The sequence below is a fragment of the Mesorhizobium sp. B2-3-7 genome (assembly GCF_006442695.1).
In the GTDB taxonomy this organism is placed as follows: domain Bacteria; phylum Pseudomonadota; class Alphaproteobacteria; order Rhizobiales; family Rhizobiaceae; genus Mesorhizobium.
This window is the reverse complement of the sequence record NZ_VFVV01000013.1, coordinates 159,663-177,759: the sequence shown is the minus strand read 5'-3', so window position 1 is coordinate 177,759 and position 18,097 is coordinate 159,663. Positions and strand designations below refer to the sequence as shown.

Here is an 18,097-nt window from a genome sequence, read left to right as displayed (position 1 = left end):
CACGGTCACTTCAACCGAATGCCGAAATTACTTCACTGAGGCCGGATATGCCCAACCTAAATTCATCCCGCTCTAGAGCGGTCGTTTCACGGAAACTCAGGTCGCCCTGTCTTTTCGTTTTCGGTGCGATTGCGGACGCGGGTTCACGCGCTTGCGGAGTGCGCCAGTCCCATCAGTAGCCGAGCGCCTCGCCGGAAGCGGCGCGGCTGTCGATGGCGCCATTGTAGCGCGCGCCGCCACCCTTCCCGATTTCCGCAAGGCTCTTGCCGCCGACCAGGATGCCCGCCGCCTGGCCCCAGGTCTTGTCGCTGAGATCGAGGTGATAACCCATGCCGGCCAGCAGCCTTTCGGTGTCCGGCGACAGTCCGAACGGCTCGATATAGACCGTGTCGGGCAGCCATTGATGATGGATGCGCGGCGCGTCGATCGCCTCCTGGATGTTCATGCCGTGGTCGATGACGTTGACGATGGCTTCCAGCGTAATGGTGATGATGCGCGAACCGCCGGGGCTGCCGATGACCATGAACGGCTTGCCGTCCTTGGCCACCACGGTCGGGCTCATCGACGACAGCGGCGTCTTCTTCGGCTGGATGGCGTTGGCCTCGCCCTGGACCAGGCCGTAGAGGTTGGGCACGCCGGGCTTCTGGGTGAAATCGTCCATCTCGTTGTTGAGCAGGATACCGGTGCCGTCGGCGACGACGCCGGCGCCAAACGAGCCGTTGAGCGTGTAGGTGACCGCGACCGCGTTGCCGTCCTTGTCGATGATCGAATAGTGGGTCGTCTCCTTGCTCTCGCCGAACCCCTTCGGCATCAGGTCCTGAGAGACGCCGGCCCGGAACGGGTCGATCTTGTCGCGAATGTCCTTGGCGTAGGCCTTGTCCAGCAGTTTCGAGACCGGATTGTCGACGAAATCGGGATCTCCGAGCGCCGAGTTGCGATCGACATAGGCGTGGCGCATGGCTTCGATCATGACATGCACGGTCTCTGCCGAACCGGCGCCGAGATAGGACAGCGGGTAGCCTTCCAGCACGTTGAGGATTTCGCAGATGATGACGCCGCCGGAGCTTGGCGGCGGCGAGGAAATGATCTCGTAGCCGCGATAGGAACAGGTCACCGGCTTGAGCTCGCGCACCGCATATTGTTCGAAATCGCCCTTGGCCAGGATACCGCCCTTGGCGCCGCTTGCCTTGACGATGGCATCGGCGATGGCGCCCTTGTAGAAGGCGTCGGGGCCTTTTTCGGAAATCGCCGAGAGCGACGCGGCTAGGTCGGGTTGGACCAGCCGCTCGCCGATGCCATAGGGCTTGCCATCCGGCTTCAGGAATATGGCCGCCGCAGCTGGATCCTTCGCCAGCCTGTCGGCACCTCCGGCAAACGAGGCGGCGTCACCCTGATTGAGGATGAACCCGTCCTTGGCATAGCGAATGGCCGGCGCCATGAGGTCCTGCCGGGACAAGGTGCCGTATTTTTCGCGCGCCATCTCGAAACCGGCGACGGAGCCCGGCACGCCGACGGCGAGGTAGCCGTCGAGGCTGGCGCCTTTCACCGGTTTGCCGTCCTTGTCGAGATACATGGTCTTGGTCGCGGCCAGCGGCGCACGTTCGCGGAAATCGAGGAAGGTCGACTTGCCGTCCTTGAAGCGGACAGTCATGAAGCCGCCGCCGCCGATATTGCCGGCATTGGGATAGACGACGGCGAGCGCATAACCAACGGCGACCGCCGCATCGACGGCGTTGCCGCCCTTCTTCAGGACTTCGACGCCCACCTCCGACGCCAGATGCTGCGCGGTGACAACCATGCCGTTCTCGCCTTTGGCAGGCGCTGGCGAGGCGGCGAAGGCGGCCGCCCATGGCGCGAAAGCGATTGTGAAGGAGAGGCTGACGGCGATCAGCGTGCGGCGAGTGATATGCATGGCGAGGCTCCTGGCGGGGGACGCCTAGGAAACCGTGTTGGGGTGATCGAGTCCACTAACAATTGAGGGAGCACGAGAAAGAGCCCCACCCGGATTGCCATCCGACCTCTTCCCTAGTCTAGTGGAGAGGAGGCTGTCAGCGCTCGCGCCAGTCTCTTCTCCCCAGCGGGGAGAAGGTGGCCGCGAAGCGACCGGATGAGGGGCGGGCTCGGCCTCAGACAATGCCACCGCTGCCGCCGGCAACGGCCGGGCGTTCCGCCGCGACCTTGGCGCGGTAGCCTGCCGCCCGGTAAGCGGCGACCGGATCGATGGCGCCGCCGGTGTTCAGCCGCGCCATGGCCAAGATCGGCTCGACATCGGTGCGGTAGGCTGATTTTAGCGTCTGCGTTGCCATCAGCGCGTCATTGCCGTCCTGAAAACCTTCAAGCGCCTTGCGGTCGACCAGCAGCGCCTGCGCGTAGGCGCGCTGCACCTCGACCGCGGACAGCATCAGGCTCTCGATCGGATCGGTGACGTTGTGGCTCTGGTCGAGCATATGGGCCGGATCGAAGCCGTCGGCGCCGGACAGTTCGGCGTCGACCAGTTCGTTGAAGACCAGGAACAGCCGGTAGGGGTCGATCGAACCGGCATCGAGGTCGTCGTCGCCATATTTCGAATCGTTGAAGTGGAAGCCGCCGAGTTTCCTGAACTGGATCAGCCGCGACACGATCATCTCGATGTTGACGTTGGGCGCGTGGTGGCCGAGATCGACCAGGCAGAAGGCCTTGTCGCCGAGTTCCTTGGCAATAATGCAATTGGTGCCCCAATCCTGCACGACGGTGGAATAGAAGGCAGGCTCGTATATCTTGTGTTCGGTGAACAGCTTCCAGTCAGCGGGCAGCCCGACATAGACCTCTTTCATGGCATCGAGATAGCGCTCGAACGCCTTGGCGAAGTTGACCTGGCCGGGGAAGTTCGAGCCGTCGCCGATCCACACCGTCAGCGCCTTGGACCCAAGCGTCTTGCCGATCTCGATGCATTCAAGATTGTGCTCGACCGCTTGCCGGCGCGTTCCGGCATCGGCATGCGAGAGCGAGCCGAATTTGTAGGACAGCTTTTGGTCCCGGGCGTCGGAGAACGTATTGGAGTTCATGGCGTCGAAGCCGAGGCCGAAACGCGAGGCCGCCTGCTTCAGCCGGTTCGGGTCGGCCTTGTCCCAGGGAATGTGCAGCGACACCGTCGGTGTCGCCTGCGTCAATTGCTTGATGACGGCGCAATCCTCGATCTTGTCGAAGATGTCGCGCGGTTCGCCGGCGCCGGGGAAACGGGCAAAGCGCGTGCCGCCGGTACCGACACCCCAGGAGGGGATCGCCACCGCGAATTTCTCGACCTTGTCTCGGATCGCGTCGATGGCGATGCCGCGACGGTCGAGCCGTTCGCCGAGCGAGGCGTAGTCACGCTCGAGGTCGGCCTTGCGCGCGGCGTTGTTTTTTTCGACGACGTCGGCCGAGATGATGGTTTCGGACACTGCTGTTCCTCCCAGATTTCGTTCGGCTGGCGCTGCCCCTCATCCGCCTGCCGGCACCTTCTCCCCGTGAACGGGGAGAAGGAAGGCCTAGCGCGTAAAGCTTTGCGCGTTACCGGCGTCGACATTGACGATGTTGCCGGTCGACTTGGCCGACATGTCGGAGGCGAAGAAATAGATCGCTTCGGCGATGTCCTCGGGAAACACCGAGCGCTTCAGCATCGAGCGCGAGCGGTAATGTTCCTCGAGGTCGTCGGTCGACATCTTGTAGGCGGCGGCGCGCTGTTCCTTCCACTCGCCGGACCAGATCTTGGAACCGCGCAGTACGGCGTCCGGATTGACGACGTTGACCCTGATCTGCGCCTCCGCGCCCTCCAGCGCCAGGCAGCGGGCGAGATGGATCTCGGCGGCCTTGGCGGTGCAATAGGCGGCAGCGTTCGGCGAGGCGGCAAGGCCGTTCTTGGAGGCGACGAAAACGACGTTGCCGCCGATCTTCTGCACCCTGAACAGCCGGAACGCTTCCCGCGAGACCAGGAAATATCCCGTCGACAGGATGTCCATGTTCTTGTTCCACAGCGCCAGCGTCGTGTCCTCGATCGGCGCCGAGGAGGCGAGGCCGGCGTTGGAGACCAGAATATCAATGCCGCCGAACTCGACCGCCGTTTCGGCAAAGCCGGCGACGACCTGATCCTCCGACGTGACGTTGATGACCACGGGGCGGACAAAATCCTTGCCATAGGCCTTGGCCAGTTCGTCGTTGGCGCTGGCAAGTGCTGTCTCGTCGATGTCGGCGAGCACCACGCAGGCGCCTTCGCGCAGCAGCCGGCTCGCCGTCGCGCGGCCGATGCCGCCCGCGCCGCCAGTGACGAGCGCGATCTTGCCGGCAAGAGCCTTGGGCTTCGGCATGCGCTGCAGCTTCAGATCCTCGAGCAGCCAGTATTCGATGTCGAAGGCTTCCTGCGCAGGCAGGCCGACATAGGAGGAGACGGTCGAGGCGCCGCGCATGACGTTGATGGCGTTGACGTAGAACTCCCCCGAAATGCGCGCCGTGGCCTTGTCGCCGGCGAAGGTGAACATGCCGACGCCGGGCATCAGATAGACGACGGCGTTGGGATCGCGGATGGCGGGCGAGTCCGCATGCTTGCAGCTGTCATAATAGGCCTGGTAGCCGACGCGGTATTCGGCAATGTCGTCGGCCAGCCGCGCGATGACGGCATCGACATCGGGCTTGGCCGGATCGAACTCGATGACCAGCGGCCGGATCTTGGTGCGCAGGAAATGGTCCGGGCATGAGGTGCCGAGTGCCGCCAGCGGGCGCAGATCCCTGGAATTGACGAATTCGAGCACGGCGGCGGAATCGTCGAAATGGCCGAGCTTATGACTCTTTTCCGAGATGAGGCCGCGGATCCTCGGCATCAGCTTCGCGGCGATGGCGCGGCGTTCGGCGGCGTCGAGCGACTTGACCGCTTCGCCACCGAAAATGGCGACGCCCTCGGAACGCCGCTCGAACCACTCGATCGCCTGGTTGATCACCGAGATCGTCGTTTCGTAGCATTCCTTCGGGCTGTCGCCCCAGGTGAACAGGCCGTGGCTTTCCAGGATCACGCCCTTGGCGGCTGGATGGTCGAGGCAGAATTTCTCCAGCCACAGGCCAAGTTCGAAGCCCGGCCGCTTCCACGGCAGCCAGCCTATGGCGTCGCCGAAGATTTCCTTCGTCAGGGCCTTGGAATCTTTGGCGGCAGCGATGGCGATGATGGCGTCGGGATGCATGTGATCGACATAGGGCTTCGGCACGTAGGCATGCAGCGGCGTGTCGATCGAGGCCGCGCGCGGATTGAGATTGAAGGTGCAATGGGGTAGATAACCCACCATCTCGTCTTCATGCTCGACGCCGCGATAAAGGCCTTTGAGGGCTCGCAATTTGTCCATGTAGAGCGTGGCAAAACCATCAAGCTTGATCGAAGCGCTGTCGCCGCCGGAGCCCTTCACCCACAGCACTTCCACGTCCTGTCCGGTGAGCGGATCCTTTTCCCATATTTTGGAAGAGGTGTTGCCGCCGCCGTAATTGGTGACACGCTTGTCGGAGCCGAGCGTGTTCGAACGATAGACCAGAAGCTCGGGATCGCTCATCCCCCTTGCCTTCGCATCATCCCAAAGATTGGCGAGGCGCGAGCCGGAGCGCTTGTCGAGCATGGGTAATCCTCCCTTGAAGCGCGGACGGTGCGCTCCTCTTTTCGTCGGGAATGTCTACGCAAGACGTGGCTTTGTCAATCACAAACGATCAACATCAATCATATTGCACTGCACAATGAAATTATATGATCGGAAATGATTGACACTGCGCGATTTCTAATGCCAGATGGCCATGCAGGGAGGAACCATGCACGAAAAAGAGCGCCACAGGATCATTCTGTCCGCCGTCCAGGAAAAGCCTGTGGTGACGGTGCAGGAAATGGTCGATCTGACGGAGTCTTCCGAGGCGACGATCCGGCGCGATATCGCGGCCCTGCACGTGCAAAAGCGACTGCGCCGGGTGCGCGGCGGCGCCGAGGCGATCACGCCGCCACAGTTCATCGGCCTTGCCGGCAGGCCTTTTTCCGTCAACGAGACGCTCAATGCCGCGCAGAAGCGGGCGATAGCGCGGGAAGCGGTGGAGCTCTGCAAGGACGGCGAGCCGATCATCATCAACGGCGGCACCACCACCTTCCAGATGGTGCATTTCCTGACCGGCCGCCGCATGCCGATCTTCACCAATTCCTTCCCGATCGCCGAAAGCCTGCTCAAGCACTCCAAGAACACGGTAATGCTGTCCGGCGGCACCATCTACCGCGAGCAGAACATCATCCTGTCGCCCTTCGACAATGACGTGACGCGCAATTTCTACGCGCGCCGCATGTTCATGGGCGCCCAGGGGCTCGGGCCGCTCGGCCTGATGGAAGGCGATCCGCTCTTGATCCAGGCGGAACAGAAGCTGATCGATCAGGCCGACGAGTTGGTGGTGCTGGTCGATTCCTCAAAATTCCGCAAACGCTCCAGCCTGATCCTGTGCGGCCTGTCGCGCATCGCCACCGTCATCACCGACGACGGCATCGAGGACCGCGAGGCAAAGATGCTCGAAACAGCGGGGGTAACGCTGATCGTCGCCCGCAAGTCGGCAAAGGAAGAATCTTCGCTGCAAGCCTGAGACACCCTCACGCCCGCAGCGGCGATGGAATGCAACGCTCAAGGGAGGAATATTCGATGAGCTTTCTGAAGAAACTGATGGTTACGGCGGCCTTTTCCGCCGCCATGGTCGTGAATGCCGCCCATGCCGAGAACGTCAAGATCGCGCTGGTGGTGAAGTCGCTCGGCAACGGCTTCTTCGACGCCGCCAACAAGGGCGCCGAAGAGGCGGCCAAGGAACTGGGCGATGTCGACATCATCTACACCGGCCCGACCAAGGCGACCGCCGAAGCGCAAATCGAGGTGGTCAATTCACTGATCGCGCAAAAGGTCAACGCCATTGCCATCTCGGCCAATGACGCCGACGCGCTGGTGCCGGTGCTGAAGAAGGCCATGGAGCGCGGCATCACCGTCATCTCCTGGGATTCGGGCGTCGCCAAGGAAGGCCGCCAGCTTCACCTCAACCCGTCCGATACCGGCCTGATCGGCGAGACCATCATCAAGCTCGCTGCCGACTATTTGCCTGAGGGCGGCGACGTCGCCATCCTGTCGGCCTCCTCGACCGCGACCAACCAGAACGCCTGGATCGACGCGGCCAAGAAGGTGCTGCCGGAGAAATTTCCGAAGATCAAGCTCGTCGCCACCGTCTATGGCGATGACGACTCGGCCAAGAGCACCGACGAAGCCAAGGGCCTCTTGAAGTCCTATCCGAACCTGAAGGCGATCATCGCGCCGACCACTGTCGGCGTCGTCGCCGCTGCCCAGGTCGTCACCGATGAGAAGCTGATCGGCAAGGTCAACGTCACCGGCCTCGCGCTGCCGTCGGAGTTCAAGAAGTTCATCGACAACGGCGCTTCACAGGCCGTGGCTCTTTGGAACCCGATCGACCTCGGTTACTCCGCCGTCTACCTCGCCCACGATCTGGCGGTGAAGAAGGAAGAGGCCAAGCCCGGTGCGACGCTGTCGATCGGCCGCGTCGGCAAGGTCACGCTCGACGACACCAATTCGGCTGCGATGGCTCCGCCCTTCCAGTTCGACAAGACCAACATCGAGAAGTTCTCCAAGATCTACTGATCCGGAGCTTCAAGCTGACGCGGCGGGGTTCACGCCCCGCCGCAACTTCAAACGCACCTTGTTTCAGGGCTTGATACGACCATGGACACGACAGCCCAACACGGCACGGTGAAGGACGGGCCCCTGGCCTCCACGCCGCGCCTGACGCTGTCCGGCATCTCGAAGAGCTTTCCCGGCGTGCGCGCGCTGCACAATGTCAGCCTCTCGCTCTATCCGGGCCAAGTGACGGCGCTGATCGGCGAGAACGGCGCCGGCAAGTCGACGCTGGTCAAGATCATGACCGGCATCTACCAGCCCGACGCGGGCACGATCAGCATAGACGGGCAGGACGTCACCCTGCCCAGCGCGCACGCCGCCTTCGGCCACGGCGTTACCGCCATCCATCAGGAAACCGTGCTGTTCGACGATCTGACTGTCGCCGAAAACATCTTTCTCGGCCATGCGCCGCGCACCCGCTTTGGCACCATCGACTGGCGCACCATGCGCAGAAATGCGCGCGAAGTGCTCGACACCATGCATGCCCGCCATATCGACGCCGATGCAAGGCTGAAGGACCTCGGCATTGCCAACAAGCATCTCGTTGCCGTGGCGCGGGCCATGTCGATCGACGCGCGGATCGTCATCATGGACGAACCGACGGCCGCCCTTTCGATGAAGGAGATCGAAGAGCTCTTTTTGCTGATCGAGTTCCTCAAGAGCGAAGGCAAGGCGATCCTGTTCATCAGCCACAAGTTCGACGAGATCTACCGCATCGCCGACCGCTACACCGTGTTCCGCGACGGCGAGATGGTCGGCGAAGGGCTGATCAAGGATGCCGCCCAGAGCCAGATCGTGCGCATGATGGTGGGCCGTGCGGTCGATCACATCTTTCCACAGCGCAAGGCCGAGATCGGCGCGCAGGTGCTGTCGGTCTCCGGCCTGTCGCACCCCACCGAATTCAACGACATCGGTTTCGAACTGCACAAGGGCGAGATTCTCGGCTTCTACGGTCTTGTGGGCGCCGGCCGCAGCGAGGTGATGCAGGCGATTTCAGGGATCACTCGCACCTCCGGCGGCACGATCACGCTGGACGGCAAGTCGATCGTGCCGAAATCGGCGGCGGATTCGATCGAGGCCGGCATCGTCTACGTGCCGGAGGAACGCGGCAAGCAAGGCGTGGTGATCGGCCTGCCCATCTTCCAGAATGTTTCTCTCCCGTCGCTGGCACGCACCTCCAAATCCGGCGTGCTGCGGCTGGCGGAGGAATTTTCGCTCGCCCGCTCCTACACCGAGCGGCTCGACCTCAGGGCCTCCTCGCTCAGCCAGGATGTCGGCACGCTGTCGGGCGGCAACCAGCAGAAGATCGTCATTGCCAAATGGCTGGCGACCACGCCCAAGGTCATCATCCTGGACGAGCCGACCAAGGGCATCGACATCGGCTCCAAGGCCGCCGTGCACGGCTTCATGGCCGAGCTGGTGGCGCAAGGCCTGTCGGTTATCATGGTGTCGTCGGAGCTGCCCGAAATCCTCGGCATGTCCGACCGCGTCGTCGTCATGCGCGAGGGCCTTGTCGCGGCCGTCTACGACAACAACGGACTGGACGCCGAGACGCTGGTCCGGACGGCGGCGGGGATTGCGGCATGAAGGCTTTGCTGAAATATCGCGAAATCTGGTTGCTGGCGGCCATTCTCGTGCTGATCGGGCTGATCTCGACGCGTTTTCCCGCCTTCGCCGACCCCGGCAATTTGCGCCAGGTGTTCAACGACACCTCGATCCTGATGATCCTGGCGCTCGGGCAGATGGTGGTCATCCTGACCCGTTCGATCGACCTGTCGATGGCGTCGAACCTCTGTTTCACCGGCATGGTGGTGGCGATGCTGAACGCCGCTCACCCGGCGATCCCGATCCCGCTGCTGATCGTCATTGCCCTGGTCGTCGGCCTGGTGCTCGGCGCCATCAACGGCCTTCTGGTGTGGCGGCTGAACATCCCCTCGATCGTGGTGACATTGGGCACGCTGACCATCTATCGCGGTGCCACCTTCGTCCTGTCCGGCGGCGCCTGGGTCAATGCCGACAAGATGAGCCCCGAGTTCATCGGCTTCCAACGCGCGGCCTTCCTCGGCATTCCGGTGCTGTCCTGGATCGCCATTCTGGTCATCGCGCTGTTCTTCATCCTGATGACGCGCACCGCGCTCGGCCGCTCGATCTATGCCATCGGCGTCAATCCGACGGCGTCGGTCTATGCCGGCATCGATGTCGGGCGGACGAAATTCATCGTCTTCTGCATCTCCGGCATGATCGGCGGGCTCGCCGGCTATCTCTGGATCTCACGTTACGTGATCGCCTCGGTCGAGGTCGCCAACGGCTATGAGCTCAACATCATCGCCGCCTGCGTCATCGGCGGCATCTCGATTGCCGGCGGCATCGGTTCGGTCGGGGGCGCGGTGTTGGGGGCGCTGTTCCTGGGCATCATCTCCAACGCGCTGCCGGTCATCAACATCTCGCCCTTCTGGCAGATGGCTATTTCGGGCAGCGCCATCATCCTCGCCGTCGTGCTCAACGCGCGCGGCGAACGCCAGCAGGGCCGCATCATCCTGAGAAAAATGGAGGCGGCATGACCGACGTCCCTGCCCCGCGCCATATTCCGGACCGGCTCGACAAGCCGTTTCGTTCGGCGATCTTTTCCTGGGAAGCGCTGCTGGTTGTGGTGGCGCTCGCCATCTTCGCCATAAACAGCTTCGCCTCGCCCTATTTCCTCGACCCCTATTCGCTGTCGGACCTGACCTTCAACTTCACCGAGAAGGGCCTGATCGCCTTCGCCATGGCGCTGCTGATCATTTCGGGCGAGATCGACCTGTCGGTCGCCGCCATCATCGCGCTGGCCTCGACCATGATGGGCATGGCGGTGCAGGCCGGCGCCGGCACGCCAGTGCTGGTGGCGATCGGCATCGTCGTCGGGCTCGGCTGCGGCGCGTTCAACGGCCTGCTGGTGACATGCCTTGGCTTGCCGTCCATCGTCGTCACCATCGGCACGATGAGCCTGTTTCGCGGCATCGCCTTCATTATCCTCGGCGACCAGGCCTACAAGGGTTATCCCGAGAGCTTCGCCTTCTTCGGCCAGGGTTATGTCTGGTGGGTGCTGTCGTTCGAGCTGGTGCTCTTCCTCATCGCCGCCGTCATCTACTGGTTCGCGCTGCACCGCACGAGTTTCGGCCGCCGCGTCTTCGCCATCGGCAACAATCCGGTCGCGGCACAGTTTTCCGGCGTGCGAGTGGGCCGCATCAAGTTCATCCTGTTCTGCCTGACCGGGCTGATGTCCGGCATCGCCTCTGTGCTGATCACCTCCCGGCTCGGTTCGACCCGTCCCTCGATCGCGCAGGGCTATGAGCTGGAAGTCATCACCATGGTGGTGCTTGGCGGCGTCAGCATCCTTGGCGGCGCAGGCAGCATTGTCGGCGTCGTGCTCGCCGCCTTCATCATGGGGCTGGTGACCTTCGGGCTCGGCCTGCTCAACGTGCCCGGCATCGTCATGTCGATCTTCATCGGCCTGCTCCTGATCATCGTCATCGCGCTGCCGATCGTCTGGCGGCGGCTGCGCGGGGGACGCTGATGGCCGAAAAATACGCGTTCAAGATGATGCTCAAGCCCGGCATGAAGGCGGAATACAAGAAGCGTCACGACGAGATATGGCCATCGCTGGTCGCGCTGTTGAAGCAGGCCGGGGTTTCCGACTATTCCATCCATCTCGACGAGGAGACCAACATCCTGTTCGGCGTGCTGTGGCGGCGGGACGACCATGGCATGGCCGACCTGCCGAAGCATCCGGTGATGCAGCGCTGGTGGGCAGACATGGCCGACCTCATGGCGACCAAGCCTGACAATGAGCCGGTGGCCGTGCCCCTGGAAACCATGTTCCACATGGCATGAGTGCCCCGCGCCACATCGCCGTCATCGACATCGGCAAGACCAACGCCAAGGTGGCGCTGGTCGACCTCGCCACGCTGCGCGAGGTCGCGCTGCGCCGAGTGGCGAACGCGCCGGTGCGGCAAGCCCGCTACCCGCATCACGACGTCGAGGCGCTGTGGGCCTTCATCCTCGACAGTCTTGCCGATCTCAACCGCGAACAGACCATCGACGCCGTTTCGATCACTACCCATGGCGCGACGGGCGCTCTGGTTGAGGCCTCCGGCGAGCTGGTGTTGCCCGTGCTCGACTACGAATTCGACGGCCCCGAGGAACTCGCGGCCGAGTATGACGCGATCCGTCCGCCCTTCGCTGAAACCGGCACGCCGCGGCTGCCGCTCGGCCTCAATCTCGGCGCGCAATTCTTCTGGCAGCAGAAGCGCTTTCCGGCGGAATTCGCCAGGACAACGGCGATGTTGATGTATCCGCAATATTGGGCGCTGCGGCTGACCGGCATCGCCGCCAACGAGGTGACCTCGCTCGGCTGCCACACCGATCTGTGGAACCCGTGGAAAGCGGATTTCTCGGCGATGATCGACCGCCTCGGTTGGCGCGCGTTGATGGCGCCGGTGCGGCCGGCAAGGGACCGGCTCGGCCCGCTCCTGCCGGCGCTTGCCGCGCGAATCGGGCTCGATCCGCAGACGCCCGTGTTCTGCGGCCTGCACGATTCCAACGCCTCGCTGCTGCCACATCTTCTCGCGGACGCGCCGCCTTTCAGCGTCGTCTCGACCGGCACCTGGGTTGTGTCGATGGCGGTCAGCGGCAGATCGGTGGCGCTCGACCCGGCGCGCGATACGCTGGTCAACGTCAACGCGCTGGGCGATCCCGTGCCATCGGCGCGCTTCATGGGGGGCAGGGAATTTTCCATACTGACGGAAGATCAGCCGGAGAACTGGACCGAAGACGATGTCGGTGCGGTGCTGGCAAAAAGGACGCTGCTGCTGCCGTCGATGCAGCAGGGGTCGGGACCGTTCCCGCATCATGCGGCGGCATGGCTCAACGCCGACGGCATGAACAGCGGCCAGCGCTTTGCCGCCATTTCTTTTTATCTGGCGCTGATGACGGCGACCTGCCTCGATCTGATCGGCGCCGACGGCCCGACCATTGTCGAAGGCCCTTTCGCCCGCAACCGGCTGTTTGTCGGCATGCTGGCGGCGGCGACCGCCAGAAGCGTCGTCGCCTCCGAAGCCGCGACCGGCACCAGCATCGGCGCCGCATTGCTGGCATCGGACCAGGCAAAGGCGCATGGCAAGGACTCGAGACAAGAACCGCCCGCCGACCCCGCCTGGACGGATTATGCAAGCACCTGGCGCGCGGCAGTCGAAAGGCGGGACTGACTACGGATCCGCTCGCCTAATTTTCATAGACCAGCCCTTGCGGATCGATTTCGGGCTTTCGGCCGGCGACGAGGTCGGCGAGGAATTTGCCCGAGCCGCAGGCCATGGTCCATCCGACATGGCCGTGGCCGGTGTCGAGATAGAGATTTTTGTAGCGGGCCCGGCCGATGACCGGCACGGAATTGGGCATCATCGGCCGCAGGCCCGCCCAGAACATGGCCTTCTTCTCGTCGAAGGCGCCAGGGAAAAGATCCTTGCCGGTGCTGATGATGGTGTTGAAGTCAGCGGGCTTGAAGCTTCGGTCAAAGCCGGTGAACTCGGCCGTCGAGGACATCCGCAAGCGGTTGCCCAGCCTGGAATAGCCGATCAGCCGGTCCTCGTCGGCGCCACCCATAGTCGGCCCGTTGCTTTCGTCCTCCAGGGGGATCGTCGCGGTATAGCCTTTCACCGGATAAACCGGCAGGTCGATGCCGTAGCGGCGGCCGAGTAGGCCGCTTTCCGGGCCCATTGCGATGACAACCGCATCGCCGGCCACCGGGCCTGACGAGGTGATGACGGCCCGCACCCTGTCGCCTTCGATATCGAAACCTTCGACCGTGGTGCCGAACCGGAACTCGGCGCCAAGCCTCTCGGTCGCATAGGCGGCGAGCCTGTCGACAAACAGTTTGGAATCGCCAGTCTGGTCAGTGGGCGAATAAACCCCGCCGGCTATCTTGTCCTTCACCCCGGCAAGCCCCGGCTCCAGTTCGACCAGCCGGTCGCGCCCGACGATCTCGATCGGCAAGCCATGCTCGGCAAGATAGCGATAATTGTCGGTCCCGGTGTCGAGACTCTTCTGCGAGCGGAAGAAGTAGAGGATGCCGTTCTTGCGCTCGTCATAGTGGATGCCGGTCGCCTCCGACAGCGCATTGATGCAGTCGCGCGAATAGAGCGCGAGCCGCAGCTTGATGTCGGTGTTGGCGCGCAGGCGCGCCACCGTGCACTGGCGCAGGAAGCGCAGGCTCCAGGCGAGAAAATAGGGATCGAAGCGCAGTCGCACCTTGATGCCGAGATCGTGGTTGTAGAGCCCGCGCAGGAAGGTCTTCAGCGCCGCCGGGGAAGCCCAGGCGGTGGCATCGCCCGGCGACACCAGCCCGGCATTCGACTGGCTGGTGCCCCGCGCCGGCGCCGGATGACGCTCGATGACGGTGACCTCATGGCCGTCGCTCGCCAGATAGTAGGCGGCCGCCGTGCCGACGACGCCGGCTCCGAGCACCGTTATCTTCATGTCGTCCCCCCAAAAAAGGTCGAACCGGGCAGCGCGCTTCCGCACCCTCCGCGAACGCTTCCATAGCGCTTCGCGGAGCGGCTTGCGAGCCCTTGGGAAAACCCGCTCAACCGCGTGCGGAATTCTTCCCCGTCAGGATACGCTCCCAGGCGAGCGCATCTGCAACGATCTGGTCGAGATCGTCGCGTTGCGGCGTCCAGCCGAGTTCCGTCCGGGCGAGATCGGAATTGGCAACCACCGCGGCGGCGTCACCGGGGCGGCGCTCGCCCGTCCTGACCTCGAAATCATGGCCGAAGGCGCGGCGCACGCTCTCGATCACCTCCAGCACCGAGTAGCCGTGGCTGTAGCCGCAATTGGCGACGAGGCTCGCGCCCCCGGCGCGCAGCCGCTCAAGGGCCAGGCGATGCGCCGCGGCCAGGTCGCTGACATGGATATAATCGCGCATGCAGGTGCCGTCGGGCGTCGGATAATCGGTGCCGTACACCTGCATGAACGGCCGCTTGCCGAGCGCCGTCTCGCAAGCGACCTTGATCAGATGCGTGGCGCCCGGCGTCGACTGGCCGGTGCGCCCCCTGGGATCGGCGCCCGCGACGTTGAAATAGCGCAGCGCCGTATAGCGCAGGCCATGCGCGATCGCCGCATCGCGCAGCATCCATTCGCTCATCAGCTTGGAGAGGCCGTAGGGCGATTCCGGCGCCAGGCGGGCATCCTCGCGCACCGGTTCCAGCCCGGCGCCGCCATAGACGGCGGCGGTCGAGGAGAAGATGAAGTTCGGCACGCCCTCGCGCACCGCCGTTTCGATCAGCGTGCGCGTCTTGCAGGTGTTGTTCTCGTAGTAGCCGAGCGGATCGGCGACGGATTCGGGAACGACGATCGAGCCGGCGAAATGGATGATCGCGTCGACATTGTTGTCGCGGATGATGGAGCCGACCAATTCCTTGTCGGCGACGTCGCCGACGACCAGCTTTGCCTCCGGTGCCACCGCCCATTCGAAACCGGTCGAAAGCCGGTCGAGAACGACCACGCTTTCGCCCGCATCCAGCAATTCCCAGACCATATGGCTGCCGATATAGCCGGCGCCGCCTGTCACCAAAACCGTCATTCCGCGTCCTCGCATTCAAGATCTATCGGAAACTGTCTCAACACCCGCTCTACTGGAAAGCCCGCCCTATGACCAATAAAACCCTGCGTAACCGACTTGGCCGGCATATGGCATCATGTCGAAACAAAAGCGCCCTACAGGCCGTTATCGCCAGGAAATAGGCCATGATCCGCCCCTCGTTAGGAACAGGTGCGGGGCGTGGCATTTTGACCAAAACGGGCCGGTGGACGGCCAATCGGGCAATGATTATGATCCAGCGCAAAACTGGGAAGCCGACATGAATTATCAGCGGTTCTTCGAGGACGCGATCGACCAGCTCCATGCGGAACGACGCTACCGCGTCTTTGCCGACCTCGAGCGCATAGCGGGCAAATTTCCGCGTGCCATCTGGCGCGCCAACGGCCGCGCAGAGGAAATCACCGTCTGGTGCTCCAACGACTATCTCGGCATGGGCCAGCACCCGGATGTCATCGCAGCGTTTCAGAACGCGGCGGGCCGGATGGGTTCGGGCGCCGGCGGCACCCGCAACATCTCCGGCACCAGCAATCCGCTGGTCGAACTCGAGCATGAGCTCGCCGACCTGCACGACAAGGAAGCCGCGCTGGTCTTCACCTCCGGTTTTGTCTCCAACGAGGCCTCGATCTCGACCATCGCGCGGCTTTTGCCCAACTGCCTGATCATCTCGGACGAGTTGAACCATGCCTCGATGATCGAAGGCGTGCGGCGCTCGGGCGCGGAAAAGAAGATTTTTCGCCACAACGATGTCGCGCACCTGGAAAGCCTGCTGCAGGCGGCGGGCCGCGAACGCGCCAAGCTGATCGTGTTCGAGAGCGTCTATTCGATGGATGGCGATATCGCGCCGATCAGAGAGATCGTCGACCTCGCCGAGCGCTATAACGCCATGACCTATATCGACGAGGTCCACGCCGTGGGCATGTATGGTCCGCGCGGCGGCGGCATCACCGAGCGGGAAGGCCTCGCCGACCGCATCGACATCATCGAGGGCACGCTCGCCAAGGCTTTCGGCACGCTGGGCGGCTACATCACCGGCACGAGCGCTGTCATCGACGCCGTGCGCTCCTATGCGCCGGGCTTCATCTTCACCACCGCGCTGCCGCCGGCCATCGCCGCCGCTGCCACTACCTCGATCCGTCATCTCAAGCGCTCGCAGGCCGAGCGTGACGCCCAGCAGCAGCAGGCGACGCGGACCAAGCAGATCCTCTCCGCCGCCGGCCTGCCGGTGATGGAATCGGCGACCCACATCGTGCCAGTGCTGGTTGGCGACCCCGAGCTTTGCAAGATGGCAAGCGACCGGCTGCTCGGCGTGCACGGCATCTACATCCAGCCGATCAACTATCCGACCGTGCCGCGCGGCACGGAGCGGCTGCGCATCACGCCGACGCCGTTCCATTCGGATGCGCTGATCGCCGAGCTGCAGGACGCCCTGGTCGAGACCTGGGACGCGCTCGGCATTTCCTATGGTTCAGCAGGACGACCTTCCGTGGCCAAGACCGACCGGGTCATTCCCCTGCTGGTGCCTAAGTCCGGCGGCTGAAGCCGTTTGAAACTCCACTCCGGCGGCCATCTGGCGCGCCGGAGCGACTTTCAATTCGGGCTTCGTCAACCTCTCAAACAGCCGTCATCCACTTCGCCAGCCGGTGCGCCGCCTCCTCGAGTTGGTCGAGGCGGCGGTGGAAGCACAGCCTGAGGAAGGCTTCGCCGCCCGGGCCGAAGGCCGTGCCCGGCGCCAGGCCGACATTGGCCTTGTCGACGATCTCGAAGGCGGCGCTGCGCGAATCGGTGATGCCGTCCACCCTGAAGAACAGGTAGAAAGCACCTTGCGGCACGGTGAACCGGGCGCGGTCGGTGGCGCCGAGAATGCCGCAGACCAGATCGCGCGCCTTCCTAGCCCTCTCCACCTGTTCGGCGACGAAGACATCGCCTTCATCGAGCGCCGCGACCGCGCCGCGCTGCATGAACTGGGCGACACCTGAATTCGAATACTGGATCAGGTTCTCGAACACCTGCTGCAAGCTCGGATGGGTCTTGATCCAGCCGACGCGCCAGCCGGTCATCGCCCAGTTCTTGGAGAAGCTGTTCACGAACAGGATGCGGTCCTCTGCGGTCGCGATGTCGAGGAAGGACGGCGCGCGGCCTTGGCCATAGTGGAACAGCGAATAGATCTCGTCGGCGATGATCCAAAGGCCATTTGCCCGGGCGAGATCGAGAATGGCGCGCAAAGTCTCATGGTCGGCGGTCCAGCCGGTCGGATTGGACGGCGTGTTGATGAACAGCGCCCTGGTCCTGGGCGTGATGGCGGCCGCGATCTTCTCGACGTCGCACGACCAGCCATTGCCGGATTGATCGAGCGTGACCGGCACCGGCACTGCACCGGCGATGGCGGCGGCGGCGTCGAAATTCGGCCAGGCGGGCGACAGATAGATCACCTCGTCGCCGGCACCGGCGAGCGCGTCGAGCGCAAGCTGGATCGCATGCATGCCCGAGCCGGTGACGATGAATTCGTCCTCGGCGAAGTGTTTGCCGAAATGCCTCTGGTAATAGCGGGCAAGCGCCTGCCTGAGATCGGGGATGCCCCTCTGCCAGGTGTAGAACGTCTCGCCACCGGCCAGCGCTTTGGACGCGGCATCGGTGATGAAGGACGGCGTCGGCAGATCGCCCTCGCCGGCCCAGAGCGGGATCAAGCCGTCGCGCAGCCTGCCATAGTTGACGACGGCGACGATACCGCTTTCGGGCGCAGCCAGGGCCTCGGGGCGCAGGTTCTGGATCAGGGTCATGG

14 protein-coding genes are annotated in these 18,097 nt (G+C 63.6%); 8 read left to right on the top strand and 6 right to left on the bottom strand.

Going from position 1 to position 18,097, the window contains the following annotated elements; all coding sequences use genetic code 11:
- Positions 1–172: 172 nt before the first annotated feature.
- The 3 genes from ggt to FJ940_RS23640 form a co-directional block, all read right to left on the bottom strand.
- Entirely contained in the window at positions 173–1,912 is a 1,740-nt protein-coding gene (gene ggt / locus FJ940_RS23650) for a gamma-glutamyltransferase (RefSeq protein WP_140560848.1), read from the bottom strand.
- Positions 1,913–2,126: 214 nt separating this feature from the next.
- Positions 2,127–3,419, bottom strand: a complete 1,293-nt coding sequence (rhaI, locus tag FJ940_RS23645; protein ID WP_140560849.1) for an L-rhamnose catabolism isomerase — start codon at positions 3,417–3,419, stop codon at positions 2,127–2,129.
- Positions 3,420–3,506: 87 nt separating this feature from the next.
- A complete protein-coding gene (locus FJ940_RS23640) occupies positions 3,507–5,609 on the bottom strand; it encodes a bifunctional rhamnulose-1-phosphate aldolase/short-chain dehydrogenase (RefSeq protein ID WP_140658100.1) in 2,103 nt (700 codons plus the stop codon).
- Between the two features lie 187 nt (positions 5,610–5,796).
- On the opposite strand from FJ940_RS23640, the gene FJ940_RS23635 reads away from it, so the two are divergent.
- The 7 genes from FJ940_RS23635 to FJ940_RS23605 all read left to right on the top strand — a co-directional run bounded on the left by FJ940_RS23635 (position 5,797) and on the right by FJ940_RS23605 (position 12,931).
- Positions 5,797–6,600, top strand: coding sequence for a DeoR/GlpR family DNA-binding transcription regulator (locus tag FJ940_RS23635; RefSeq protein WP_140496559.1), 804 nt, complete (start codon positions 5,797–5,799; stop codon positions 6,598–6,600).
- Between the two features lie 56 nt (positions 6,601–6,656).
- Positions 6,657–7,652, top strand: coding sequence for a rhamnose ABC transporter substrate-binding protein (gene rhaS, locus FJ940_RS23630; protein ID WP_140513297.1), 996 nt, complete (start codon positions 6,657–6,659; stop codon positions 7,650–7,652).
- An 81-nt stretch (positions 7,653–7,733) separates the two neighbouring features.
- Positions 7,734–9,275: a sugar ABC transporter ATP-binding protein gene (locus tag FJ940_RS23625; RefSeq protein ID WP_140560851.1), complete on the top strand. Its 1,542-nt coding sequence runs from the start codon at positions 7,734–7,736 to the stop codon at positions 9,273–9,275.
- Positions 9,272–10,249 carry an ABC transporter permease gene (locus FJ940_RS23620; RefSeq protein ID WP_140560852.1) on the top strand — a complete coding sequence of 326 codons (978 nt, stop codon included), beginning with the start codon at positions 9,272–9,274 and terminating at the stop codon, positions 10,247–10,249. Before FJ940_RS23625 ends, FJ940_RS23620 begins: the two co-directional genes overlap by 4 nt.
- On the top strand, positions 10,246–11,241 hold the full coding sequence (locus FJ940_RS23615; RefSeq protein WP_140560853.1) for an ABC transporter permease: 996 nt from the start codon (positions 10,246–10,248) through the stop codon (positions 11,239–11,241). The genes FJ940_RS23620 and FJ940_RS23615 overlap by 4 nt, the downstream gene beginning before the upstream one ends.
- A complete protein-coding gene (rhaM, locus tag FJ940_RS23610; RefSeq protein WP_140560854.1) occupies positions 11,241–11,558 on the top strand; it encodes an L-rhamnose mutarotase in 318 nt (105 codons plus the stop codon). The genes FJ940_RS23615 and rhaM overlap by 1 nt, the downstream gene beginning before the upstream one ends.
- On the top strand, positions 11,555–12,931 hold the full coding sequence (locus FJ940_RS23605) for an FGGY-family carbohydrate kinase (protein WP_140658098.1): 1,377 nt from the start codon (positions 11,555–11,557) through the stop codon (positions 12,929–12,931). Before rhaM ends, FJ940_RS23605 begins: the two co-directional genes overlap by 4 nt.
- Before the next feature lie 16 nt (positions 12,932–12,947).
- Here the strand turns inward: FJ940_RS23605 and FJ940_RS23600 are convergent, their stop codons facing one another.
- Together FJ940_RS23600 and galE are read right to left on the bottom strand one after the other, a co-directional pair.
- On the bottom strand, positions 12,948–14,198 hold the full coding sequence (locus tag FJ940_RS23600) for a D-amino acid dehydrogenase (RefSeq protein ID WP_140658096.1): 1,251 nt from the start codon (positions 14,196–14,198) through the stop codon (positions 12,948–12,950).
- Between the two features lie 106 nt (positions 14,199–14,304).
- Positions 14,305–15,300 carry a UDP-glucose 4-epimerase GalE gene (galE, locus tag FJ940_RS23595; RefSeq protein ID WP_140496575.1) on the bottom strand — a complete coding sequence of 332 codons (996 nt, stop codon included), beginning with the start codon at positions 15,298–15,300 and terminating at the stop codon, positions 14,305–14,307.
- Between the two features lie 277 nt (positions 15,301–15,577).
- Between galE and hemA the strand changes: the two genes are divergently transcribed.
- Complete coding sequence (hemA, locus tag FJ940_RS23590) at positions 15,578–16,855, top strand: 5-aminolevulinate synthase (RefSeq protein WP_140658094.1); 1,278 nt, start codon at positions 15,578–15,580, stop codon at positions 16,853–16,855.
- A 73-nt stretch (positions 16,856–16,928) separates the two neighbouring features.
- Here hemA and FJ940_RS23585 read toward each other — a convergent pair whose 3' ends face one another.
- Positions 16,929–18,095 (bottom strand): pyridoxal phosphate-dependent aminotransferase, encoded by a 1,167-nt coding sequence (locus FJ940_RS23585; protein WP_140496579.1) that lies wholly within the window; start codon positions 18,093–18,095, stop codon positions 16,929–16,931.
- Between the last annotated feature and the right edge of the window lie 2 nt (positions 18,096–18,097).

Excerpts from the sequence above, each read along its gene's own strand:
- ggt (WP_140560848.1), bottom strand. The coding sequence starts at position 1,912 with ATGCATATCACTCGCCGCACGCTGATCGCCGTCAGCCTCTCCTTCACA.
- FJ940_RS23640 (WP_140658100.1), bottom strand. The coding sequence starts at position 5,609 with ATGCTCGACAAGCGCTCCGGCTCGCGCCTCGCCAATCTTTGGGATGAT.
- FJ940_RS23635 (WP_140496559.1), top strand. The coding sequence starts at position 5,797 with ATGCACGAAAAAGAGCGCCACAGGATCATTCTGTCCGCCGTCCAGGAA.
- rhaS (WP_140513297.1), top strand. The coding sequence starts at position 6,657 with ATGAGCTTTCTGAAGAAACTGATGGTTACGGCGGCCTTTTCCGCCGCC.
- FJ940_RS23625 (WP_140560851.1), top strand. The coding sequence starts at position 7,734 with ATGGACACGACAGCCCAACACGGCACGGTGAAGGACGGGCCCCTGGCC.
- FJ940_RS23620 (WP_140560852.1), top strand. The coding sequence starts at position 9,272 with ATGAAGGCTTTGCTGAAATATCGCGAAATCTGGTTGCTGGCGGCCATT.
- FJ940_RS23615 (WP_140560853.1), top strand. The coding sequence starts at position 10,246 with ATGACCGACGTCCCTGCCCCGCGCCATATTCCGGACCGGCTCGACAAG.
- rhaM (WP_140560854.1), top strand. The coding sequence starts at position 11,241 with ATGGCCGAAAAATACGCGTTCAAGATGATGCTCAAGCCCGGCATGAAG.
- FJ940_RS23605 (WP_140658098.1), top strand. The coding sequence starts at position 11,555 with ATGAGTGCCCCGCGCCACATCGCCGTCATCGACATCGGCAAGACCAAC.
- FJ940_RS23600 (WP_140658096.1), bottom strand. The coding sequence starts at position 14,198 with ATGAAGATAACGGTGCTCGGAGCCGGCGTCGTCGGCACGGCGGCCGCC.
- galE (WP_140496575.1), bottom strand. The coding sequence starts at position 15,300 with ATGACGGTTTTGGTGACAGGCGGCGCCGGCTATATCGGCAGCCATATG.
- hemA (WP_140658094.1), top strand. The coding sequence starts at position 15,578 with ATGAATTATCAGCGGTTCTTCGAGGACGCGATCGACCAGCTCCATGCG.
- FJ940_RS23585 (WP_140496579.1), bottom strand. The coding sequence starts at position 18,095 with ATGACCCTGATCCAGAACCTGCGCCCCGAGGCCCTGGCTGCGCCCGAA.